The following is a 20,976-nucleotide window of genomic DNA, read 5'->3' on the forward strand; positions in this document are numbered from 1 at the left end:
CGTCCTGGCGAGTCATTGCCAAGTCATTGCTGGCCGGTGATTCGGGCAGATAGCTTTCGCCCTGCACCACCCGTCATGTACCTGCCCGAGGACCACCCGTGTCCCGGGCCGTGCTGTACCCGGATGATGTGGAGATCCCATGGCTCATCTGCGTTCCAGACGCCGGCTCGCCCTCGCCGTGCCGGTCGTGCTGTCGCTGACCGCCTCGCTCGGCTTCCTCCCGACGGCGGCATCGGCGGCACCCGGCGCCCCGGCCGCGACGCAGGCGGCGGACGCGCCCACCCTGGCGTACGTCGTCAACGCCAAGCCGGACCGTCGCACGATCGAGTCGGTGCAGAAGGCGATCACCGCGGCGGGCGGAACCGTCGTGGTCGCATACGACAGGATCGGCGTCATCGTCGTCCACTCCTCGAACCCCGACTTCGCCCGGCAGATGCGCGCGGTGCGCGGGGTCCAGTCGGCGGGTGCCACGCGCACCACTCCGGTGACCGCGGCCGGGACGACGGACGAGGGCGCGGTGCAGTACCTGTCCAAGGCGGAGGCCGCGAAGGCCGAGAAGGCCTCGGCCGGCGACAGCGAGCCCCTCGAGGCCGACCAGTGGGACCTGCGGGCGATCGGCGCCGACCAGGCAGCGAAGATCAACCCGGGCAGCAGGAACGTCACCGTCGCCGTCATCGACACCGGCGTGGACGACACGCACCCGGACATCGCCCCGAACTTCTCCCCGTCCCAGTCCGCGAACTGTGTCAGCGGCAAGGCGGACACCACGTACGGTTCCTGGCGGCCGGTGGACGCCGGCCACTACCACGGCACCCATGTGGCGGGCGAGATAGCCGCGGCCCGCAACGGCATCGGGGTCGCGGGCGTGGCGCCCGGCGTGAAGGTCGCCGGCATCACCGTCGCCCAGCCGGACGCGAGCCAGCTCTTCTACCCCGAAAGCGTCGTCTGTGCCTTCGTGTTCGCCGCCGACCACGGCGTGCAGATCACCAACAACAGCTACTACGTGGACCCGTGGCTGTACAACTGCCTGGACGACCCCGACCAGCGGGCCATCGTCGACGCGGTCAACCGGGCCCAGCTGTACGCCCAGAGCCGGGGCACCCTGAGCGTCGCCGCGGCCGGCAACTCCAACGACGACCTCGACGCCAGGACCCTGACCGACGCCTCCAGCCCCGACGACTCCACGCCCGTGAACCGCACGGTCGACCCGCACAAGTGCTTCGACGTGCCGACCCAGTTGCCGGGCGTCGTCACGGTCAGCGCGGTCGGCGTCAAGGGGGCCAAGTCGTACTACTCCAGCTACGGCGAGGGCGTCATCGACGTCGCCGGACCGGGTGGCGACAAGTACCAGATCCCGGACACGCCGTCGAAGAACGGCCGCATCCTGTCCACGCTGCCGAACAACCAGTACGGCTTCCTGCAGGGCACCTCGATGGCCACCCCGCACGTGGCCGGCGTGGCCGCCCTGCTGAAGTCCGCCCACCCGCACGCCACCCCGGCCCAGTTGCAGGCGCTGCTCAAGGCGCAGGCGGACAACCCGGGCTGCCCGACCGCCCCCTATGACGGGGACGGCGACGGGGTCGTGGACGCGACCTGCGTGGGCGGCAAGCGTGTCAACGGCTTCTACGGATTCGGGATCGTCAACGCGCTGCGCGCGGTCGGCCCGTCCTCCTGAACGACTCCACGCCGAGAGGGGCCGGGCGGGCTGTCGCCGCCCGGCCCCCTTCCGTCCATGTTGATTCCGTCCACCCGGCATAGTGCCGCCATGACCGACATCGAGTTCGCATGGACGGCGCTGGGCGGCGATCCCGCCCTGCTCTCCCGGGTGTCCACCCTCGTGCGGCGGGGAGCGCTCGAAGCACGGCTTCCCGTGCGCGAGTTGGCGCGGGCCTGTACGGGGGTGTGCGCGCTGGCCGCCGCGGAGCTGGGGGCACGGCGGGCGGGACTCGCCGAGGTGCCCGCGGTCCGCGTGGACGACGGCGCCGTGGCCACCGCGTTCGTCAGTGAACGGCATCTGCTGATCGACGGGCGGGCGCCGGTCGCCTTCGCCCCGCTGTCACGGTGGTGGCGGACGGCGGACGGCTGGGTGCGCACGCACGCCAACTACCCACACCACCGGGAGCGGTTGCTGGCCGCGCTGAATCCGGCCGAGGGCCGGGCCCCGGCGGAGTCGGCCGTGGAATCCGCGCTGGCCGGGCGGCGGGCGCTGGAGGTCGAGGAGGCCGTGTACGCGGCAGGGGGCCTGGCCGTCGCGCTGCGCACCCCCGAGGAGTGGGCCGCGCACCCGCAGGGCGCCGCGGTGGCCGCGCGGCCACTGGTCGAGCGGGAGCGGCTGGACGCGACACGCACCCGCGTGCTCCCGCCGGCCGAGGGCGCTCCCCTGCTGCCCGCCGCCGGACTGCGCGTGCTCGACCTGACCCGGGTCATCGCGGGCCCGGTCGCCACCCGTACGCTCGCCCTGCTGGGCGCGGACGTGCTGCGGGTGGACGCACCGGGGCTGCCCGAACTGGCCGACCAGCACGCGGACACGGGCTTCGGCAAGCGGTCGGCGACCCTGGATCTCGGGGCGGACCGGCGGACCTTCGAGGACCTGCTCGCCGCGGCGGACGTCGTCGTCACCGGATACCGGCCCGGCGCCCTGGACCGTTTCGGTCTCGGCCCCGAGGCGCTGGCCGAGCGCCGGCCCGGCCTCGTCGTCGCGCAGTTGTCGGCGTGGGGTGCGTACGGGCCGTGGGCAGGCCGCCGGGGGTTCGACAGCCTGGTGCAGGTCGCCACCGGCATCGCGGCGACCGAGGGATCGGCCGAGCGGCCCGGTGCGCTGCCCGCGCAGGCCCTGGACCACGGCACCGGCTATCTGCTCGCGGCGGCGGTGCTGCGGGCGCTGACCGAGCAGTCGCAGGAGGGCGGCAGCCGGGTCGTACGGCTGGCGCTGGCACGGACGGCGGCGTGGCTCATGAGCCGGGGCGCGGGCGGCGCGGGGGCGGGCACAGTCGAAGGTGCTCCGTACGACCGGCCGGATCCCTGGCTCGGGGAGACCGACAGCCGGATCGGGAAGCTGCGCCACGCCCTGCCGCCCGTCGGCTTCGCCGGTGGGCCGGTCGGCTGGGCGCGGCCTCCGGGGCCCTGGGGGACGGACCCGGCCCAGTGGGCGTGAGCGTCCCGGGGCACATCGAAATCCCGTCGGGCGGAATGCCGTTCCCCCAGTTGCTTGCGCCCACTTGCCCCCTTTCGCAGCAGCTGGTGAAGATCCTTGGGTGACGCTGATACGACCGCCCAGCAAGGCGGCCGGCGCGGGAGGGCCGGGCCGCCGGGCGGCGACGGTCCGCGCCACCGCCGTCCTCGCCCTGGTGACGCTCGCCGCGCTGATCCCGCTGCTCGGACCGTCCGCCGCGCTCCACGGCACCGGGGAGGCCGCCGCCCCCGGTGCCGGTGGCATAGCCCTGCTGCGTACGGTGCTGTTCGCCGCGATATGCGTTCCGGTCGGCGAACTCTTCGCGAACCGGCTCGCCCGGCGCATCCCTGGAGCGCCCGAGCGGATGCCGCGCAGTTGGTCCCCGACCGCGGCCGCCGTCGGTTTCCTCGCCGCCCTGGGCCTCGCCTCCGTGGTGGCCACCGGCGACCTGGTCCCGCACAGCCTCGGACAGATCGACGTGGGCGGCCTCTACCGGACCCGGGACGGCTCGCTCGCCCTGCTCGAGGTGAACGCGTTCCTCGTGGCCGGCCTGTGCGCGGTGTCGCGCCGCCCCGCGACACAGATCTGGCCGGTGACGGCGGTGATGGTGGCGGAGGCCCTGCGCGCCCACCCCACCACCGAGCACAGCCCGCTGGTCGGCTCCGCGCTGACCATCGCGCATCTGACCTGCGCAGCCCTGTGGACGGGCGGGCTGCTGCACGGACTGCGCACGCTGCGGACGTGGCGGGGCACCGAGGCGGGTGCCGCCCTCCTCGGCCACTACGCGCGCGTGGCGGCCGTTCTGTTCGCCGGGGTGACCGCCACCGGCGTGTGCAGCACCCTGCGCCGGATGCCCACGGACACGGTGCTGCACCAGCTGACGACGACGGCCTACGGGCGCACCCTGCTCGCCAAGGTGATCCTCGTGGCCGCCGTCGCCCTGCTCGCCCTCTGGGCCCGGATCCGGCTCAGCCGGGCGCCCGACCCGCTGACCGCGTGCACCCCCGCGCGTGCGGAAGTCCTCGCCCTCGGTGTGGTGGTCGTGGTGTCGGGGCTGCTGACCGCGCTGCCGCTCCCGATCCGCTGGTCCTGAGGAGCCCTGCCCGGCTCCGCTCAGCCGTTGCTGACGAGCACCTTGAGCGCGAGGCGCTCGTCCATGGCCTTGTAGCCGTCGGGCACGCCCTCCAGGCCGACCGTCATGTCGAAGACCGGCGACGGGTCGATCGTCCCGGCGAGGATGTCGGGCAGCAGCTGCGGTATGTAGGTGCGGACCGGCGCGACACCGCCGCGCAGCGCGATGTTCCGGTCGAACATGACATCGAGGTCCAGGCCGGTGCCGCTGCCGTGCGGCACACCGACGAAACCGATGGCGCCGCCGTCCCGGGCGATGCCGACCGCCGTACGCATCGACTGCTCGGTGCCGACCGCCTCGACGACGGCGTGTGCGCCCTGGCCGCGGGTGAGCTCACGGACCGCCTCCACGGCCGCGTCCCCGCGCTCGGCCACGACGTCGCTGGCGCCGAAACCGCGCGCTATGTCGGTGCGGACCTGGTGGCGGCCGAGGGCGATGATGCGCTCCGCGCCCAGCCGCTTGGCGGCGAGCACCGCGCACAGCCCCACGGCCCCGTCGCCGACGACGGCGACGGTGGCGCCGGGGCGGGCACCCGCGCCGAGGGCCGCGTGGTGGCCGGTGCCGAGCACGTCGGACAGGGTCAGCAGCGCCGCGAGCAGGTGGTCGTCGGACGCGGCGTCCTTGGGCAGCTGGACGAGGGTGCCGTCGGCGAAGGGCACCCGTACGGCCTCGCCCTGGCCGCCGTCGGAGCCGCCCGAACCCCAGAAGCCGCCGTGCTCGCAGGAGGTGGTCAGCCCCTCGCGGCAGTAGTCGCAGACGCCGTCGGACCATACGAAGGGGGCGACGACGAGATCACCGCGCCTGACGGTGCTCACCTCGGCGCCGGTCTCCTCGACCACGCCGAGGAACTCGTGCCCGATCCGCTGCCCCGGCTGCCGCGCCGACACACCGCGGTACGCCCAGAGGTCGCTGCCGCAGATGCAGGCGCGCAGCACGCGCACGACGGCGTCGGTGGGCAGTTGCACCACCGGCTCGGGCACCTCCTCGACCCGTATGTCGTAGGGGGCGTGGATGGTCGTGGCGCGCATGGCGAGGATCCTTCTCGGTCTCGGCGTCGGAGGAATGCCCAAGGGGTGATCGAGCGCACTCCACGGTACGCCGTCGCTCGCGCGAGCCGCTCGCAAGGCCGGAACTCGCCTCCGGGAGACCCAGGTCAGTACGCCTAGGCCCCAGCAGCCCCCAGCAACACCCCCGCCACATAAGTGACCCCCATCGCCAGCGCCCCGCCGGCGACGTTGCGCAGTACCGCTCGGCCCGGCTTCGCCGCGCCCAGGCGGGCGCTGCTCCAGCCGGTGAGGACGAGGGCGCCCAGGACGGACAGGACGGTGACGGCCAGCCGCCAGGACGGGGGCGGCAGGACGATGGCGAGGAGGGGGAGCAGGGCGCCCACGGTGAAGGCCAGGAAGCTGGCCCAGGCCGCGTGCCAGGGGTTCGTCAGCTCGTCGGGGTCGATGCCGAGCTCCACGCGCGCGTGCGCCTTCAGGGCGTCGCGGGCCGTGAGCTGTTCGGCCGCCTCCCTGGCCAGCTCGCGCGTCAGGCCGCGCTCCGCCAGCAACTGCGTCAGTTCCTCCAGCTCGGCCTGCGGCTGCTCGCGCAGCTCCCGTTTCTCCAGGGACAGCGCCGCCCGCTCCGAGTCGCGCTGGGTCGACACCGACACGTACTCGCCCGCCGCCATCGACATCGACCCGGCGAGCAGACCGGCCAGCCCGGCGGTCAGCAGGGCCGAGCGCGAGTCGGTCGCGCCGGCCACGCCGACCACGAGGCCCGCGGTGGAGACGATGCCGTCGTTCGCGCCCAGAACGGCGGCCCGCAGCCAGTTGAGGCGGGAGCCGAGCGCGCCGCTGTGCGCCTCGTCGTGCGTGGGTTCCGTCACAGGACGGAGGATAGGCACCCGGGCCGTCACCAGACCCGTACCGACGCTCCCCGCGCGAACACCGGACTCGTAGCGTCCGCCGGCGGTTCGGTCAGCGGCTGCGCCAGTTCCCGCACCGTCGGGCCGGCCTTCGCCGCGATCGCGTCCAGCGCGTCCAGGTCGAAGCCGTAGACGCGGGCCGCGTTGCCGCCGACCATCGCCGCGACCTCCTCCCTCGGCACACCCGCGTACGCGTACCTCAGGCCTTCCCGGGAGTAGGGGTGGGTGCCCTCGTCGTGCGGGTAGTCGCTGCCCCACATGATCCGGTCGAGCCCGATGCGGTCCCGCAGCGGCACCTCGTGCGGGCGCATGAAGCTCGCGCCGACGTAGCAGTTGTCCCGCCACACCTCGGAGGGCGCCCTGCCCATGCGGTCCGCCAGGCCCGCGCCGAACTTCGCCTCCGCCGTGGCCGCGTCCGTCGCCGTGGCGAGCAGGCGGCCGTGGTAGTAGTCCAGCATGTCGAGCACGCCCGGGACCCAGCCCGAGCCCTGCTCGGTCAGCACCAGTTTCAGGCCCGGGTGGCGGCGGAAGGCTCCGCCGAAGACCAGGTGCCACAGCGCGCGGTGGGAGAACCAGGTCGTCTCGACCATGAACACGGCCCGCGCGGCCGGTTCGTCGCCGAGCGGTGGCGAGGCCGAGCCGGCGTGGTGGTTGACGGGGACGTCCAGCTCCTCGCAGACCGCCCAGATCGGGTCGTAGGTCGTGGAGTACAGCTCCGGCAGACCCGAACCCGGCGGGGTGCCGGGCAGCAGCAGGCCTCCCTTCAGCCCTGCCCGCACCGCCCACCTGATCTCCTTCACGGCCTCGTCGACGTCGTTCAGGAGGATCTGGAAGACGCCCGCCCGGCGGCCGGGTGCCGCCGCGCAGAAGTCGGCCAGCCAGCGGTTGTGGGCCCGCAGGCCCGCCCAGCGGCGCTCGAACTCCGCCGCGGTCGGGGCCGGGGCCATCAGGGAGCCGGAGGGGAAGAACGGCGGGATGGTGTTCGGGAAGACCACCTCCGCGACGATCCCGTCCTCCTCCAGCTCCGCCAGCCGGCGCCCGGAGTTCCAGTTGCGGTCGGCGGTGTCGGCGAGCAGGTCCTCGTAGGGGTTGACGTACGTCGCCGCCCACGCGTCGAACTCGTCGTGGAACCGCCGCTCCAGGTAGGGCCGGTAGTCCAGCAGGTCGGCTCCCGCGTGGCAGTCCGCGGAGACGACCGTGTAGCGGTCGTGCGTGCTGTCCGGCGTGTTCATCGGTCCACCCCCAGCACCGGGAAGTCCTCGTCCTTCAGCCAGTGGCGGCCCGCCTCGCGCGAGCGGGCCCAGGAGGCCTCGACGGCCCGTTGGTCGTCCGGCTGGCCGAGGTCGGCCGGGGTGGGTCCGATACGGCGGGCCAGCGGGGCCAGTTCGCCGATGTCGAAGCCGAACACCTCGGCGGCGGCCAGGCCCAGCATGCGGCGGGTCTCCGCCACCGGGATGTCGTGGAAGGTGCGCCGCAGCCATGCGCGTGTGTCGGGCCAGGTGCCCTCGGGGTGCGGGAAGTCGCTGCCCCAGAGGATGTTGTCGACGCCGATCTCGTAACGCTGGGCGAGTTCGCGGCGTTTGGTGTTGGTCGCGCAGACGAACAGCTGGCGGTCGAGGTACTCGTGCGGCGGGCGCTTCAGCTCCTGGAAGGGGGAGAGCTTCTTGCCGCCGTGCGCGCCGAGGTAGAGGCGGTCCATGAACCACAGCAGGTTCGGCAGCCACCAGCAGCCCGACTCCGCCACGCCGAAGCGCAGGCCCGGATGGCGTTCGAGGACTCCGGACCACAGCAGGAACCACAGGGGCCGGGCGGGCCACCAGGTCACCTCGGAGACGTAGATGCCCAGGTGGTCGCCGTACTCGTGGCGCGGTGCCGCTCCCGAGTGCGTCACCACCGGCATCCCGCACTCCGCGGCCGCCGCCCACACGGCGTCGTAGCGGCGGTGGTGGTAGGGCTCCCGGTCGGCCCACATGGCGGGGATCATCAGCGCGCCGAGGCCGGACTCCCTGGCCCGGTGCACTTCTGCGACCACCTTGCCGGGCTCGGCCGTGACGGGCAGCAGGGCCACCCCGCAGTGCCGCTCGGGATGCTCCGAGACGAAGTCCGCGAGCCACCGGTTGTGCGCCTGGGCGCCCGCCATGCCGAGGTCCGGATCCTGGTCGCCGGACAGCCCGAGGCCGACGCCGAAGGGTGCGGCGGTCCGGCTGTCGACGGCGTCGGCGTCCGGGAAGACCACCTCGGCGGCCACTCCGTCGCCGTCGAGCTCCTTCAGACGCTGTGCGCTGTCCCAGCCACCGCGCAGGCCCTCCTCGTTGTCCTGGAACCACTTGCTCGCGAACGCCTCGTTGCGGACGCCGAGTCGTGTCATCTCCTCACGGCGCCGGTCGCGGCCCGCGAGGAACTCGTCGAAGTCCCGGTGGAAGCGTGAGTCCAGGTAGGGCCGGTACTCCTCGGTGGGGAGTCCGGCGTGGCAGTCGGAGGAGATGATCAGATAGGGGTCCTGGTCGGTCACGACGATCCCTCAGTCCAGAACGAAGGTTTCGAGGTACGAAGGGTTCGCGCGGTCCAGCATCGACTGCGCCCGCGCGCTGATCTGTGCGTCGCTGTGCTCGCTCGGTGGCAGCAGCCAGAAGCGTCCGGCCCGTACGCCGTCCACGACGAGGTCCGCGACCTCCTCGACCGGCGTGAAGCGGGCCTCCCTGCCCGCCGCCCGCATCGCGGCCTCCCACTGGTCCAGGCTGCGGTACGGGGTCCTGCGGGGCCGCTGCTTGGCGTACCGGGCGGGGCGGTTGCGGTGCGACTCCCACAAGCCGGTCCGCAGCATGTGCGGCCCGGGGAAGAGCACCGAGGCGCCCACGCGCGCGTGCTCCGCCTTCAGGTGGGCGTACAGGGACTCGGTCATCGTCACGACGGCCGCCTTGGTGACGGCGTACACGGACGCGGTGGGCAGCGGGGCGATCCCGCCGTCGGAGGAGGAGGTGTTGACCACATGGCCGGGTTCGCCGGAGGCGAGCATGCGCGGCAGGAAGGCCTGGATGCCGTGGAAGACGCCCCACACGTTGACGGCGAAGGCCCAGGCCCAGTCGCTGGGTTCGTGCTCCCACATGCGGCCCTCGGCGCCGGAGCCGACCCCGGCGTTGTTGCACAGGACGTGGACGGCGCCGTACCGCTCGTAGGCCGACTCGGCGAGGTCGCGGACCTGGTCCCGTTCGCCGACGTCCACCACGCGCGCGTGCACGTCGGCGCCCTCGGCGCTCAGGTCCGCCGCGGCCTTGTCCAGGGCGGCCTCCTCGACGTCGGCGAGCACCACCTTCAGGCCCTCGGCCGCGAACCGCCGGGCCATCGCCAGCCCTATGCCGCCGGCCGCGCCGGTGACGACGGCCACCTGTCCACCGCACAGCTCCATCACGCGCTCCCCTCGGGCGGTCCGTCGTGGATCTGCCGCGGGTCGTCGTAGCGCTGGTGGACGTAGGGCAGCAGGGACTGCGGGTCCACGCGTTCGACGACCCGGCCGCGCTGGTCGCTGGTCTTCTCGCCGACGGTGATGCCGAGGAGGCGGCGGACCGGGAGGTCGGCGACCGGGTCGTACACCGACTCGCGCAGGACGACCTCGCCGGTGACCCGTTCCAGGCGCCGCACCTTCTCGTGGCGCACGCAGTGCACCAGCACCGGGCCGGCGTCGAAGCCGGAGCCGTCCACCGCGGGAAGGAACTTGAAGTAGAAGTCGGTCTTCCGGGTGGGCTCCGGCAGCGGCAGCTCGCCGGTGACCGCCCCGCGCACTTCGACGAAGACGATCCCGTGCCGGGCCAGTGCCGCGCGTACGGCGGAGCCGTCGCGCTCGACGGTCACCTCGCCGAGTTTCTTCGGCTCCCCGAAGACCTCACGTCCGCCGGTGAGAGCGCGTTCGTGGGTCATCGGCATGACGAGCGGGTACCAGCCGTCGACGTCGCCATGGGCGGCGGCGACCGCGAACGAGCCCGCGCCCAGGGGGTAACCCGGCAGGTCGACCGTGCTGACGTTCACCCGGACCAGGGGCCGCCCGGTGGGCTTGAGCGGGGGCGGCAGCACCGCGGCGACCGCGTCCGGGTCGGTCTCCCACAGAGCCACCACCCCGGTGGACCAGATGTCGGGAAGGTGCGAGCTCGCGGTGCGCGCGGCGACGATCTCCGCCTCGCCGAGGGCTCCGTAGCGTACGCGTGCCATGTGCCGTACCGCCCTTCTTCTGATGGGCCGTCACCTGTAACACAGTTACAGCAGACGGCGCGAAGGGTAAATACCCGTGCACGTACGGCACTTGGAGGGAGCATGGCCAGAAGCGCGCTGACCCGGGAGGAGGTCCTGACGGCCGCCGCGGAGCTGGTGCGGCGCCAGGGTCCGCGCGCGCTGACGATGCGCAAGCTCGCCGCCGAGCTGGGGACCGCCGTCACGTCCATCTACTGGCACGTCGGGGGCCGCGAGGCCCTGCTGGACGCGCTCGTGGAGCGGACCGTGGCCGATCTGGGCGAGATACTTCCGAGGGGGCGCACGCCGGAGCAGCGGGTGGTCTCCGTCGCCCGCTGCCTGCGCCGGCAGCTGCGCGACCGGCCGCACCTGGTGGCGATGGTCCACGAACGCGGCCTGACCGAGCGGATGTTCCTGCCCGCCCAGCAGGCGCTGGTGCGCGAGGCGCACGCGGCGGGACTGCGCGGGGTGCGGGCCGCCGAGCTCCTCCGGGCCGTGCAGTTCCATGTCGTCGGCCACGTCCTGGTGGAACGCAACCGCGAGCGCGCCCCCGCGCAGCGCCCCGGCGAGGGCGAGTTGTGGAGTGCCGCGGCCGCCGGGGACGACCCGGCGCTGGCTCGCGCGCTGGCTCGTCCGGTGGACGCGGAGCGGCTGTTCGTCAGCTCCGTACGGGCGTTGGTGCGATCCCTGCTGGCGCCGCCCGGAACGGGAGAATGACCCACTTCCTTCCTTTTGCTGCTTCTTGGGCGTCACGTGTGCGTGCGGGACTGTCAGTCCTGGCCCGTATCCTCAGTGACCATGCTCGAAGACCGCACGAGGGCAGCGTCCTCGCCCACACCGTGGCCGGCCGCGTATCCGAAGGGATACGCGGTCGTTGACGTGGAGACCACCGGCCTGGCCCGGGACGACCGCATCATCTCCGCGGCGGTCTACCGGCTGGACGGGCGCGGCGAGGTCGAGGACCACTGGTACACGCTCGTCAACCCCGAGCGGGACCCCGGGCCGGTGTGGATCCACGGCCTGACGAGCGAGGTGCTCGAAGGCGCGCCGCTGTTCGGCGACATCGCCGAGGAGTTCACGGACCGGCTCCGGGGGCGGGTGCTCGTCGCGCACAACGCGGTGTTCGACTGGCAGATGATCGCGCGGGAGTACGCGCGCGCGAGGCGCGAGGCTCCGGTGCGCCAGCGGCTGTGCACCATCGCGCTCTCCAAGGAACTGGGTCTTCCGCTGCCCAACCACAAGCTGGAGTCGCTCGCGGCGCACTTCGGCGTCGTGCAGCGGCGCGCACACCACGCGCTCGACGACGCGCGCGTGCTGGCCGAGGCGTTCCGCCCCAGTCTGCGGGCCGCGGCGGCGGGCGGCCTCCGTCTGCCGCTGCACGAGTGCCGGCCGCTGACGGAGTGGTCGGACCGCCCCCTGCCACGACAGCAGTCGGGCGGCTACGGGGGCTACCGGACGAGCAGTTGGCGTCCGGCCCGCAAAAGACCCGCATGCCCCCACCCCAACCCCGGCCGCTACGAAGAGGGCAAACGCCTCAAGCAGGGCATGCGGGTCGCCTTCTCGGGTGACACTTCGGTGGAACGCGAGCTGCTGGAAGACCGCGCCACCGAGGCCGGGCTGCACGTCGCCTCCAGCCTGTCCCGGCTGACCAGCCTGCTCGTCACCAACGACCCGGACTCGGGTACGTCCAAGGTGGTCAAGGCGCGGCAGTACGGGACACCGGTGGTGGACGAGGCGGCTTTCGGGCAGCTGCTGCGGGACGTGGAGCCGGCGGACTAGGGGTGTCCGGTTCCGGCGGACCAGGGGTGTCCGGTTCCGGTTCCGCCGTCTGCTGATCCTTACCGGCCGGCTGCGGGTGTCAGACGGGTGATTGCGCGGCGACTCGCCCGCCGCCCACTCGCCCGCACCGCACCCACGGCTCACCCTGTGGCGCATGGCGAGATGCGAAGTTTGCGGCAATGACTACGGAATGACCTTCGAGGTGCACGCCCAGGGCGCTGTACATGTGTTCGACTGCTTCGCGTGCGCGATCCACCGGATGGCACCGATCTGCGAACACTGCCGGGTCCAGATCATCGGGCAGGGAGTCGAGGCCGAGGGCCACTGGTACTGCGGCGCCCACTGCGCCCGCGCGGAGGGGAATGTCGGGATCGTCGACCGCGTCTGAGCACACCCCTGCCGACCGGACCGCACGGCCCGAGAGGTACCGTCGTGGGGTGTACCGCTTCCTTCTGACCCGCCAGTGGGTGATCCTCACCCTGGTGGCCCTTCTGCTCATCCCGACGATGATCAGGCTGGGTTTTTGGCAGCTGCACCGCCACGACCACCGTCAGGCGCTGAACAAGGTGATCAACGCCTCGCTGGCGGCGACGCCCGTGCCCGCGGAGTCCCTCACCTCGGTCGGCGGCACGGTCGCGCACAAGGACATCTACCGCCGGGTGACCGCGAGGGGCCACTTCGACACGGCGCACGAACTGGTGGTGCGCCGCCGTACCAACGCGGACGACCAGGTCGGCTATCACGTCCTGACCCCGTTCGTGCTGGACGACGGAAGGACGCTCCTGGTCAACCGGGGCTGGATCGCCTCACCCTCCTCGCAGACGGCCTTTCCGAAGATCCCGGCACCCGCCAGTGGCGGCATCACGGTCACCGGCCGGCTGATGCAGGACGAGACGACGGCCGCGAGCGGCATCAAGAACGTCAAGGGGCTGCCGGACCGCCAGGTCATACTGATCAACAGCGAGCAGGTCGGCACGCTGCTGCGGTCCTCGGGCGACACCTCCGCCAAGGAGATGCTCGGCGGCTACATCGAACTGACCGCGCCCGCCCCCAAGGGCGGCAGCCCCGAGCTGATCCCCTCCCCCAAGGAGGACACCAGCTGGGTCGGCCTCGGGGACATCAACCTGCCCTACGCGATCCAGTGGTGGCTGTTCGCGGCGGGCGTCCCCGTCGGCTGGGTGATCCTGGCCCGTCGCGAGGCGCGGGAGCGGGCGAAGGCGGCGCAGGAAGCCGCCGAGGACACCGAACCGGCCGCGGTCTGAGGTCCGCGCCCTCCACCGGCCCGGTGCGCACACCCCTCGCCCGGTACGGGGTCGGGCGGGCAGGATAGGGGCCATGGATCTTGGACTTAAGGACCGGGTGTACGTCGTCACCGGGGCCACGCGCGGGCTGGGCAACGCCGCGGCGCGCGAGCTCGTCGCCGACGGCGCGAAGGTGGTCATCACGGGCCGGGACGAGGAGCGGGTCGCCGGCGCGGCGGCCGAGCTGGGCCCGAACGCCGTCGGGGTGGCCGTCGACAACGCGGACGAGGACGCTCCCGCACGGCTGATCGCGACCGCCCGTGAACACTTCGGCGGCTTTGACGGTGTCCTGGTCAGCGTCGGCGGTCCGCCGCCGGGGTTCCTGGCCGACAACACCGACGAACAGTGGCGGTCGGCGTTCGAGTCGGTGTTCCTGGGCGCGGTGCGGCTGGCCCGGGCGGCCGCCGCCGAGCTGGAGGAGGGCGGGGTCATCGGATTCGTGCTGTCCGGTTCGGTGTACGAGCCGATTCCCGGGCTGACCATCTCCAACGGTCTGCGGCCCGGTCTCGCCGGGTTCGCCAAGTCCCTCGCGGACGAGCTGGGGCCACGCGGCATCCGTGCCGTCGGTCTGCTCCCGGCCCGCATCGACACCGATCGCGTGCGCGAGCTGGACGGGCTGTCGGCGGATCCGGAGGCGACCAGGGCGGCGAACGAGGCCCGCATTCCGCTGCGGAGGTACGGCACCCCGGAGGAGTTCGGCCGTACGGCAGCGTTCCTGTTGTCGCCGGCCGCGTCGTATCTGACGGGGATCATGGTTCCGGTGGATGGTGGGGCCCGCAGCGGGTTCTGAGCGGCTGCTCGTTCGGGACGGCGAGGTGGTCACGCGTCCGCCGGTGGCCGTCCGTGGCCGGTCGCGCGGTTCCCCTGGGGTCAACTCACCCGTTCCGCACGGTGCTTGACGCACCTCAGCCGTACCTCCGCCGGCAGGGCCCTGAGGTTGCTCGAATCCCGGGCGTGGGCCAGGGCTCGGTCGGTGAGGTCGCGCAGCGCCGTCCCCGGGTCCACGTGCGGCTCCAGCAGGAGCCGCACCTGGGTCGCGGGGGCGTGGCGGCGCCCGGTCAGACGGACCTCGGCGCGCTGTACGCCGTCCAGGTCCTCGGCGTGCTCGGCCAGTACGTCCTCCAGTGCCCGGCCGCGCAGCAGTGCGCTCTCGCCGTCGCCGGTGTCCACCAGCACCTCGCCGAGCCGGCGCCGGCGCAGCACCGCCGTCAGCCACCACAGGGCGAGCAGCACGAGGACGGCCGGCACGGCGATGACGGTGGGCCACCACCAGCCGGCGTCCCGCCAGCGGGTCCGCTCGGCGGTGCTGAGCAGGACGTCGTGACGGCCGCTGTGAATCCACCACGACGGCGGCCGCACTCCGAGCCCGACGGCGAGCACCGAGCCGCCGAGCACGAGCAGCACCAGTCCCACCAACCCGATCAGCACTCGGTTGACGACCCCGCTCACGCCCTCACCCCTTCCGCCTGGGCCGCGCGACGCGCACCGACAGCGCGGGGGGCCGGGCCAGCCCCAGTGCCCTGATCGCGTCGGCGAGCACCATGTCCAGGTCGGCGTGCACCTCGTCGAGTTCGCGGAAGTGGGACAGTGCGCGCACGTCGGCCCTTCTGCGGCGCAGCCGGACCCGTACCGACTGCACTCCGGCGATCTCCATGGCGCGGTGGCTGAGCACGAGGGCGGCCGCGTCCCGGTGCAGTGCCGCCCGTACGTCGGGGTGCGGGCGCCGCATCGGCAGCAGGCTCCGCAGACCGGGGGTGACCGCCAGCACGACGAGCCACAGGCCGAGGACCGCGGTGACGCCCGCGCCGACCAGGACCCAGGTGTCGTCCAGCGGACGTGCGGCCAGCTGCCGGGCCAGCTCGCGCCGCCAGCGCAGGCCGGGCCGGTGCGCACGCACGGCCACGACGTCGTACAGGAACGCCCCGGCGACGATCAGGAGCAGCAGCGCGACGATGCCGGCCGGGATCCGGCGGGAGGACCAGAAGCGGTGCGTGCGCCCGTTCCCGCCGTCCAGCACGGGCGGGGGCTCGTGGTCCGCCGCCGCCTCGGACGGGCCGGGTGCGTCGTCGGCCGCCCTCTCGATGACGGGCAGGGGCTGTGTGGTGCTCTCGGTACCCCGGGGCTCGCTCATCGCGTCCTCCCCTGTGCAGCGCCGTGTGCCGGTACCAGGTGCAGCCGTTCCACCCGGACGGCGACCTCCGGCACCCGCATTCCCACCAAGGCGCCTACCCGCTCGACCACTTGGTGACGCACCGCGCGGCAGCGGGCGCCGATGTCACAGGGATAGCCGAGATCGAGGAACACCCGCACGTGCGCGGAGTCGGCCGGGGTCTGTTCCGCTCGGGCGGAGCCGGGGGCGTGGCGGCGCACGACGACCGTGGCGTGCGGCGCCGCGGCGTCCGGCGGCAGAGCCCCGAGCGCCTCGCGCGCCGCCTGCGCGGCGATCTTCGCGACGACGCGGTCCGCGATCCGGATCGCGCCGCGCTCGCCCGGTGCGACGGTGGCCGGGGATCTGCGGACCTCGCCGGTCCCGCCGCCCATCGGGGTCACCGCCGGCGGTGGTCGCGCGGGCGGAAGAAGTCGCCGAGTTCCAGGTCCCCCTCCAGGAACCGGCCGACGACGAAGCCGACGGCACCCAGGGCCGCCACCAGCAGGAAGGCGCCGAAGCCGCCGAAGTACCCGGCGAAGCCCAGCGCCATGCCGGCGATCATGCCGGCGACGGCCATGCTCATCGTGCGCTCCTCAGCGTCCTCGGCCCGTCCTCACGTGTGCGGTCGCCCGGTCGGCGGTACGTCACTGGATTCGCGGCTCCGGTTCCTCTTCCTCCTCCTCGGGGAGCTTCACGTCGCTGACGGCGATGTTGACCTCGACGACCTCCAGCCCCGTCATCCGTTCCACGGCCCCGACCACGTTCTCCCGGACGGCGCGTGCCACGTCGGTGATCGATACGCCGTAGTCGACGACGATTTCGAGGTCGAGCGCGGTCTGCACCTCGCCGACCTCGGCCTTCACGCCCCGGGTGACCGACTTGGTACCGCCGGGCACCCGGTCGCGCATGGCCCCGAAGGTCCGCGACAGCCCGCCGCCCATGGCGTGCACACCGAGCACGTCGCGCGCGGCCAGCCCGGCGATCTTCTCCACGACTCCGTCGGCGATGGTGGTCCGCCCCCGGGCGGCGGGGTCACCCCCACCGCGGCGGGTCGCCTGGGCCCTGCGGGTCGCGGGTGTCTCCGGCACGTCCTTGTCGCCCTCGGGGGTCCTCGTCCGGTTCTGCTCCGTCACGTCGGTCATGGCCGTGCGTCCCTTCGGTCGTCGTCCCCGATCCACGGTAGGCGGATCGGCGCGATCGCGCGCCAGGGATGCGGCAGGCTGGAGCAATGACGACGGCGGACGGGTGGACCCGGACGGTGCGGCACCAACTGGCGCTCGGCAGGCTGCTGCCGCTGGGCGGCCCGCGGGATGCCGCGTGGATCGCCGAGAGCGCGGCGAATGCGGTGCTGCGGCGCGCGGCGCAGGAGGTGCGGGGTGTGCGGCTGGGCGCCCTGCGGATCTCTCCGGGCGATCCCGAGGAGACCCACGAACCCGCGGTGCCGGCCCCGCCCAGCGCCCTGTCGCCGGGTTCTCTGCGCGTGTCGGCGGAGTTCGCGGCAACCGCGGACGAGCCGCTCCCGGCGACGGCGGCCCGCCTCCGCGGGACCCTGGCGGCCGCCGCGGCGCAGGGCCTCGGCCTGACGGTCGGCGACATCGACCTGCGGGTGACGGCCCTGCTGGACGAGCAGCCGGAGGCCGCCGTACGGGCGCCGGAGGCCGCCCCCGTGCAACCGCCCGAGCCGCCGACGGCGGGGGACGCGGCGGGGACGGAGGAGCGCCGGGTGGCAGCGGCCGTACTGGCCGTCCCGGGCGTGGCCCGGCTGACGGGCACGCTGGGCGGCCTGGGCCGCGCGGTGCACGTCGAGGAACGGCGGACGGGCACCGCCCTGCCGCGCCGCCACGTCCGGGTGGAGGTGGCGGTCGACGCGGCCCACCGGACCGTGGACGTGGCCCGGCAGGTGCGTGCGGCGGCGGGCGAGGCGCTCGGGGATCAGCCCACGGTGGCGGTGGTGGTCACCGCGGTGGGCTGACCGTTCACTCGCCGACGCCGGCCAGGTCCCGCAGCCGCCGGGCCTGGGCCGCCCGCTCGGCCTGGCGCTGCTCCTCGTACGACCGTCCCTGGACACCGCGCAGCAGCGCCTTGGTCTCGATCACGGCGTTCCGGGGGGCGGCCAGGATCGCCGCCGTCAGGTCCGCCACGGCCACGTCGAGCTGGTCCAGGGGCACGGCGAGATTGGCCAGCCCCGTGCTCACCGCCTCCTCGGCGGTCACGAACCGCCCGGTCACGCAGACCTCCAGCGCGCGGGCGTAGCCGATCAGCCCCACCAGCGGATGCGTACCGGTCAGGTCCGGCACCAGCCCGAGGCTGGTCTCGCGCATGGCGAACTGCACGTCGTCCGCGACGACGCGCAGATCACAGGCGAGCGCCAGCTGGAAGCCCGCGCCGACGGCATGTCCCTGTACAGCCGCGACGGACACGATGTCGCTGCGCCGCCACCAGGTGAAGGCCTCCTGGTACTCGGCGATGGTCGAGTCCAGCTCGGCGTCGCCGCCACGGGCGAGATCGATGAACGACGGCTCACCGTCGAAGCCCTCGGGCGTGAACGCCTGCCGGTCGAGCCCCGCCGAGAACGACTTGCCCTCGGCGCGCAGCAGCACGACGCGGACGGAGCCCGGCAGCAGCCGCCCGGCCTCGGCAAGCGCCCGCCACAGGGCGGGGCTCTGCGCATTGCGCTTGGCCGGGTTGGTCAGCGTCACCGTGGCGATCGCGTCGTCGACGGTGAGCCGCACGCCGTCCTTGTCGAGTACCGGTCCGGCACCCTTGCCGGGTACAGGATCAAGGTCGTGCTCGGGCGATTCCATGGAGCGCCTCCGATGGGTGCGGTCGTCCAGGATGCCGTACCTGGGCATCCTCAAGTGACTGCACAGTAACCACCCGGCCGATCGGTCGACCGACCGGGTGGCCACCATCGAAAGCCGATGGGCCGCCCGCGGTCAGGCCGTCGTGGCCTTTTTGCCCCGCGTCGCCCCGCCACGCCCACGAAGCGTGACACCCGACTCGCTGAGCATCCGGTGGACGAAGCCATACGAGCGGCCGGTTTCCTCGGCCAACGCCCGAATGCTCGCCCCGGCGTCGTACTTCTTCTTCAGGTCTGCCGCGAGCTTGTCGCGCGCGGCGCCGGTCACCCGGCTGCCCTTCTTCAGAGTCTCGGCCACCCGTGCCTCCTCATGGGAAGTGCGCTCTGGTCCCCTCATGATCACCCCTCCGGGGCGTGATGGCCACCCATTCGGCAAGGTCCGTGAGACAGGGTTGTGACGACAGGAGCGCGTGCGCACATACGGAATCGGCCACTCCACGCGATCGCGTGCGTACCGCCGAACGGGTTCTTCCGCGAAGTGCCTGGTCAGCGGTGCACGGCGGCCGAGCCCTTGGCAGATAAGGGCTCGGCCGGGAAATCGATGTAGGACACACCCCGGTACGAGGAGATCTCACACAGATGATGGATCACCGATGGGCCGAATGATCCATACGCAGTTGATCAACCGTTCGGTCAAGCCAGGGCGACGAGGTCCGCGTAGTCGGCGCCCCACAGGTCCTCGACGCCGTCGGGCAGCAGGATGATCCGCTCCGGCTGCAGCGCCTCCACCGCGCCCTCGTCGTGGGTGACCAGGACGACCGCGCCCTTGTAGGTGCGCAGCGCGCCGAGAATCTCCTCGCGGCTGGCCGGGTCGAGGTTGTTGGTCGGCTCGTCGAGGAGCAGGACGTTCGCGGAGGAGACGACCAGGGTGGCGAGCGCCAGACGGGTCTTCTCGCCGCCGGAGAGGACGCCGGCCGGCTTGTCGACGTCGTCGCCGGAGAACAGGAAGGAGCCCAGCACCTTGCGGACCTCGACGAGATCCATGTCGGGGGCGGCCGAGCGCATGTTCTCCAGCACCGTGCGGTCGGGGTCGAGGGTCTCGTGCTCCTGGGCGTAGTAGCCGAGCTTGAGGCCGTGGCCGGGGACGACCATGCCGGTGTCGGGCTGTTCCACGCCCGCGAGCAGCCGCAGCAGGGTGGTCTTGCCCGCTCCGTTGAGGCCGAGGATGACGACCCGGGAGCCCTTGTCGATGGCCAGGTCGACGTCGGTGAAGATCTCCAGCGAGCCGTACGACTTCGACAGGCCCTCGGCCGTCAGTGGCGTCCTGCCGCAGGGCGCGGGCTCGGGGAAGCGCAGGCGGGCGACCTTGTCCTGCTGCCGCACCTCCTCCAGACCGGACAGCAGCTTCTCGGCGCGGCGGGCCATGTTCTGCGCGGCGACCGTCTTGGTGGCCTTGGCGCGCATCTTGTCGGCCTGGGCGTTGAGCGCGGCGGCCTTCTTCTCGGCGTTGGCGCGCTCACGCTTGCGGCGCTTCTCGTCGGCCTCGCGCTGCTGCTGGTACAGCCTCCAGCCCATGTTGTAGATGTCGATCGCGGACCGGTTGGCGTCGAGGTAGAACACCTTGTTCACGACCGTCTCGACCAGGTCGACGTCGTGCGAGATGACGATGAAGCCGCCGCGGTAGGTCTTCAGGTAGTCGCGCAGCCAGATGATCGAGTCCGCGTCGAGGTGGTTGGTCGGCTCGTCCAGCAGCAGGGTGTCCGCGTCGGAGAACAGGATCCTGGCCAGCTCGATACGGCGGCGCTGACCGCCGGAGAGGGTGTGCAGGGGCTGGCCCAGCACGCGGTCGGGCAGGTTGAGGGCGGCGGCGATGGTCGCGGCCTCGGCCTCGGCGGAGTACCCGCCCTTGGTGAGGAACTCCGTCTCCTGGCGCTCGTACTGCTTCATCGCCTTCTCGCGGGTGGCGCCCTTGCCGACGGCGATCCGCTGCTCGTTCTCACGCATCTTGCGGATCAGCACGTCCAGGCCCCGCGCGGACAGGATGCGGTCACGGGCGAGCACGTCCAGGTCGCCGGTGCGGGGGTCCTGCGGGAGGTAGCCGACCTCGCCGGAGCGGGTGACGGTGCCCCCGGCCGGGATGCCCTCGCCGGCCAGGACCTTGGTGAGGGTGGTCTTGCCGGCGCCGTTGCGGCCGACCAGGCCGATGCGGTCGCCCTTGGCGACGCGGAAGGAGGCGTTCTCGATGAGGATGCGGGCACCGGCGCGCAGCTCGATGCCGGAAGCGGAGATCACGGACAGACTCCAGGGCAGTGGGTGGCGGGATGGGCGGCTGAGGACGTTCCCGCCGTCTAATGCGCGAGGAGAATGGCCATGGGGACCAGTCTAACGGGGGCGTGCAAGCGCTTTTTCAGGGTGCGGGTGTGCGCTGCGTCGAGCGGGTCACCCCTCGGGGGCGGCGCTCCTGCGTGGGCGCTCCCCCCTCCGACGCGTCCGTGCCGGAGCCCGGGGCG

General features: G+C 72.9%; 23 protein-coding genes. 9 read left to right on the forward strand and 14 right to left on the reverse strand.

The genetic code is table 11. The annotated features are described in order from the left end of the window. Nucleotides 1-139 precede the first annotated feature (139 nt). The 3 genes from AB0A61_RS05285 to AB0A61_RS05295 all read left to right on the forward strand — a co-directional run bounded on the left by AB0A61_RS05285 (nucleotide 140) and on the right by AB0A61_RS05295 (nucleotide 4,265). Nucleotides 140-1,675: a S8 family serine peptidase gene (locus AB0A61_RS05285; RefSeq protein WP_361286381.1), complete on the forward strand. Its 1,536-nt coding sequence runs from the start codon at nucleotides 140-142 to the stop codon at nucleotides 1,673-1,675. Nucleotides 1,676-1,765: 90 nt separating this feature from the next. Continuing rightward, nucleotides 1,766-3,154, forward strand: coding sequence for a CoA transferase (locus AB0A61_RS05290; protein ID WP_361286384.1), 1,389 nt, complete (start codon nucleotides 1,766-1,768; stop codon nucleotides 3,152-3,154). A gap of 100 nt (nucleotides 3,155-3,254) precedes the next feature. Beyond that, nucleotides 3,255-4,265: a CopD family protein gene (locus AB0A61_RS05295; protein ID WP_361286387.1), complete on the forward strand. Its 1,011-nt coding sequence runs from the start codon at nucleotides 3,255-3,257 to the stop codon at nucleotides 4,263-4,265. Between the two features lie 20 nt (nucleotides 4,266-4,285). Here the strand turns inward: AB0A61_RS05295 and AB0A61_RS05300 are convergent, their stop codons facing one another. The 6 genes from AB0A61_RS05300 to AB0A61_RS05325 all read right to left on the reverse strand — a co-directional run bounded on the left by AB0A61_RS05300 (nucleotide 4,286) and on the right by AB0A61_RS05325 (nucleotide 10,419). Next, nucleotides 4,286-5,332 (reverse strand): zinc-dependent alcohol dehydrogenase family protein, encoded by a 1,047-nt coding sequence (locus tag AB0A61_RS05300; protein WP_361286390.1) that lies wholly within the window; start codon nucleotides 5,330-5,332, stop codon nucleotides 4,286-4,288. A 134-nt stretch (nucleotides 5,333-5,466) separates the two neighbouring features. Further along, nucleotides 5,467-6,177, reverse strand: a complete 711-nt coding sequence (locus AB0A61_RS05305) for a VIT family protein (RefSeq protein WP_361286393.1) — start codon at nucleotides 6,175-6,177, stop codon at nucleotides 5,467-5,469. Nucleotides 6,178-6,203: 26 nt separating this feature from the next. Further along, nucleotides 6,204-7,448: an amidohydrolase family protein gene (locus AB0A61_RS05310; protein ID WP_361286396.1), complete on the reverse strand. Its 1,245-nt coding sequence runs from the start codon at nucleotides 7,446-7,448 to the stop codon at nucleotides 6,204-6,206. Next, nucleotides 7,445-8,728: an amidohydrolase family protein gene (locus AB0A61_RS05315; RefSeq protein ID WP_361286399.1), complete on the reverse strand. Its 1,284-nt coding sequence runs from the start codon at nucleotides 8,726-8,728 to the stop codon at nucleotides 7,445-7,447. Before AB0A61_RS05315 ends, AB0A61_RS05310 begins: the two co-directional genes overlap by 4 nt. Nucleotides 8,729-8,737: 9 nt before the next feature. Beyond that, complete coding sequence (locus AB0A61_RS05320) at nucleotides 8,738-9,622, reverse strand: SDR family NAD(P)-dependent oxidoreductase (RefSeq protein ID WP_361286402.1); 885 nt, start codon at nucleotides 9,620-9,622, stop codon at nucleotides 8,738-8,740. Next, on the reverse strand, nucleotides 9,622-10,419 hold the full coding sequence (locus AB0A61_RS05325) for an acetoacetate decarboxylase family protein (protein WP_361286404.1): 798 nt from the start codon (nucleotides 10,417-10,419) through the stop codon (nucleotides 9,622-9,624). The genes AB0A61_RS05320 and AB0A61_RS05325 overlap by 1 nt, the downstream gene beginning before the upstream one ends. Nucleotides 10,420-10,521: 102 nt before the next feature. Here AB0A61_RS05325 and AB0A61_RS05330 point away from each other — a divergent pair, with 102 nt between their 5' ends. From AB0A61_RS05330 to AB0A61_RS05350, 5 genes are all read left to right on the forward strand, one after another. After that, complete coding sequence (locus AB0A61_RS05330; protein ID WP_361286407.1) at nucleotides 10,522-11,154, forward strand: TetR family transcriptional regulator; 633 nt, start codon at nucleotides 10,522-10,524, stop codon at nucleotides 11,152-11,154. A gap of 81 nt (nucleotides 11,155-11,235) precedes the next feature. After that, nucleotides 11,236-12,216, forward strand: a complete 981-nt coding sequence (locus AB0A61_RS05335) for a DEDDh family exonuclease (RefSeq protein ID WP_361286410.1) — start codon at nucleotides 11,236-11,238, stop codon at nucleotides 12,214-12,216. A gap of 154 nt (nucleotides 12,217-12,370) precedes the next feature. Next, complete coding sequence (locus tag AB0A61_RS05340) at nucleotides 12,371-12,604, forward strand: hypothetical protein (protein ID WP_361286413.1); 234 nt, start codon at nucleotides 12,371-12,373, stop codon at nucleotides 12,602-12,604. A 49-nt stretch (nucleotides 12,605-12,653) separates the two neighbouring features. Next, complete coding sequence (locus AB0A61_RS05345) at nucleotides 12,654-13,478, forward strand: SURF1 family protein (RefSeq protein WP_361286416.1); 825 nt, start codon at nucleotides 12,654-12,656, stop codon at nucleotides 13,476-13,478. Between the two features lie 73 nt (nucleotides 13,479-13,551). Further along, nucleotides 13,552-14,307 carry an SDR family oxidoreductase gene (locus tag AB0A61_RS05350; RefSeq protein ID WP_361286419.1) on the forward strand — a complete coding sequence of 252 codons (756 nt, stop codon included), beginning with the start codon at nucleotides 13,552-13,554 and terminating at the stop codon, nucleotides 14,305-14,307. An 80-nt stretch (nucleotides 14,308-14,387) separates the two neighbouring features. Here the strand turns inward: AB0A61_RS05350 and amaP are convergent, their stop codons facing one another. From amaP to AB0A61_RS05375, 5 genes are all read right to left on the reverse strand, one after another. Further along, on the reverse strand, nucleotides 14,388-14,966 hold the full coding sequence (gene amaP, locus AB0A61_RS05355) for an alkaline shock response membrane anchor protein AmaP (RefSeq protein ID WP_361286422.1): 579 nt from the start codon (nucleotides 14,964-14,966) through the stop codon (nucleotides 14,388-14,390). 4 nt (nucleotides 14,967-14,970) lie between these two features. Continuing rightward, nucleotides 14,971-15,648 carry a DUF6286 domain-containing protein gene (locus tag AB0A61_RS05360; RefSeq protein ID WP_361286425.1) on the reverse strand — a complete coding sequence of 226 codons (678 nt, stop codon included), beginning with the start codon at nucleotides 15,646-15,648 and terminating at the stop codon, nucleotides 14,971-14,973. After that, on the reverse strand, nucleotides 15,645-16,058 hold the full coding sequence (locus tag AB0A61_RS05365) for an Asp23/Gls24 family envelope stress response protein (protein ID WP_361286428.1): 414 nt from the start codon (nucleotides 16,056-16,058) through the stop codon (nucleotides 15,645-15,647). The genes AB0A61_RS05360 and AB0A61_RS05365 overlap by 4 nt, the downstream gene beginning before the upstream one ends. A 5-nt stretch (nucleotides 16,059-16,063) precedes the next feature. Next, the gene (locus AB0A61_RS05370) at nucleotides 16,064-16,249 is read right to left on the reverse strand and encodes a hypothetical protein (RefSeq protein ID WP_141362204.1); all 186 of its coding nucleotides are present in this window, start codon (nucleotides 16,247-16,249) and stop codon (nucleotides 16,064-16,066) included. Nucleotides 16,250-16,310: 61 nt separating this feature from the next. Next, a complete protein-coding gene (locus AB0A61_RS05375; RefSeq protein ID WP_361286432.1) occupies nucleotides 16,311-16,808 on the reverse strand; it encodes an Asp23/Gls24 family envelope stress response protein in 498 nt (165 codons plus the stop codon). Nucleotides 16,809-16,894: 86 nt separating this feature from the next. Here AB0A61_RS05375 and AB0A61_RS05380 point away from each other — a divergent pair, with 86 nt between their 5' ends. Further along, nucleotides 16,895-17,638 carry a nucleopolyhedrovirus P10 family protein gene (locus AB0A61_RS05380; protein ID WP_361286435.1) on the forward strand — a complete coding sequence of 248 codons (744 nt, stop codon included), beginning with the start codon at nucleotides 16,895-16,897 and terminating at the stop codon, nucleotides 17,636-17,638. Between the two features lie 4 nt (nucleotides 17,639-17,642). Here AB0A61_RS05380 and AB0A61_RS05385 read toward each other — a convergent pair whose 3' ends face one another. The 3 genes from AB0A61_RS05385 to abc-f form a co-directional block, all read right to left on the reverse strand. Then, nucleotides 17,643-18,470, reverse strand: coding sequence for an enoyl-CoA hydratase/isomerase family protein (locus tag AB0A61_RS05385; protein ID WP_361287295.1), 828 nt, complete (start codon nucleotides 18,468-18,470; stop codon nucleotides 17,643-17,645). Between the two features lie 132 nt (nucleotides 18,471-18,602). After that, on the reverse strand, nucleotides 18,603-18,824 hold the full coding sequence (locus tag AB0A61_RS05390) for a helix-turn-helix domain-containing protein (RefSeq protein WP_053128672.1): 222 nt from the start codon (nucleotides 18,822-18,824) through the stop codon (nucleotides 18,603-18,605). Between the two features lie 335 nt (nucleotides 18,825-19,159). Further along, entirely contained in the window at nucleotides 19,160-20,758 is a 1,599-nt protein-coding gene (gene abc-f, locus AB0A61_RS05395) for a ribosomal protection-like ABC-F family protein (RefSeq protein WP_361286439.1), read from the reverse strand. Nucleotides 20,759-20,976: the final 218 nt, after the last annotated feature.

Origin of the sequence: Streptomyces sp. NPDC046197 (assembly GCF_040646295.1) — a bacterium.
Taxonomy (GTDB): domain Bacteria; phylum Actinomycetota; class Actinomycetes; order Streptomycetales; family Streptomycetaceae; genus Streptomyces.

Coding starts and splice junctions, on each gene's coding strand:
- AB0A61_RS05285 (WP_361286381.1), top strand. CDS start 140: ATGGCTCATCTGCGTTCCAGACGCCGGCTCGCCCTCGCCGTGCCGGTC.
- AB0A61_RS05290 (WP_361286384.1), top strand. CDS start 1,766: ATGACCGACATCGAGTTCGCATGGACGGCGCTGGGCGGCGATCCCGCC.
- AB0A61_RS05300 (WP_361286390.1), bottom strand. CDS start 5,332: ATGCGCGCCACGACCATCCACGCCCCCTACGACATACGGGTCGAGGAG.
- AB0A61_RS05310 (WP_361286396.1), bottom strand. CDS start 7,448: ATGAACACGCCGGACAGCACGCACGACCGCTACACGGTCGTCTCCGCG.
- AB0A61_RS05320 (WP_361286402.1), bottom strand. CDS start 9,622: ATGGAGCTGTGCGGTGGACAGGTGGCCGTCGTCACCGGCGCGGCCGGC.
- AB0A61_RS05325 (WP_361286404.1), bottom strand. CDS start 10,419: ATGGCACGCGTACGCTACGGAGCCCTCGGCGAGGCGGAGATCGTCGCC.
- AB0A61_RS05330 (WP_361286407.1), top strand. CDS start 10,522: ATGGCCAGAAGCGCGCTGACCCGGGAGGAGGTCCTGACGGCCGCCGCG.
- AB0A61_RS05335 (WP_361286410.1), top strand. CDS start 11,236: ATGCTCGAAGACCGCACGAGGGCAGCGTCCTCGCCCACACCGTGGCCG.
- AB0A61_RS05340 (WP_361286413.1), top strand. CDS start 12,371: ATGGCGAGATGCGAAGTTTGCGGCAATGACTACGGAATGACCTTCGAG.
- AB0A61_RS05350 (WP_361286419.1), top strand. CDS start 13,552: ATGGATCTTGGACTTAAGGACCGGGTGTACGTCGTCACCGGGGCCACG.
- AB0A61_RS05360 (WP_361286425.1), bottom strand. CDS start 15,648: ATGAGCGAGCCCCGGGGTACCGAGAGCACCACACAGCCCCTGCCCGTC.
- AB0A61_RS05365 (WP_361286428.1), bottom strand. CDS start 16,058: ATGGGCGGCGGGACCGGCGAGGTCCGCAGATCCCCGGCCACCGTCGCA.
- AB0A61_RS05370 (WP_141362204.1), bottom strand. CDS start 16,249: ATGAGCATGGCCGTCGCCGGCATGATCGCCGGCATGGCGCTGGGCTTC.
- AB0A61_RS05375 (WP_361286432.1), bottom strand. CDS start 16,808: ATGACCGACGTGACGGAGCAGAACCGGACGAGGACCCCCGAGGGCGAC.
- AB0A61_RS05380 (WP_361286435.1), top strand. CDS start 16,895: ATGACGACGGCGGACGGGTGGACCCGGACGGTGCGGCACCAACTGGCG.
- AB0A61_RS05385 (WP_361287295.1), bottom strand. CDS start 18,470: ATGGAATCGCCCGAGCACGACCTTGATCCTGTACCCGGCAAGGGTGCC.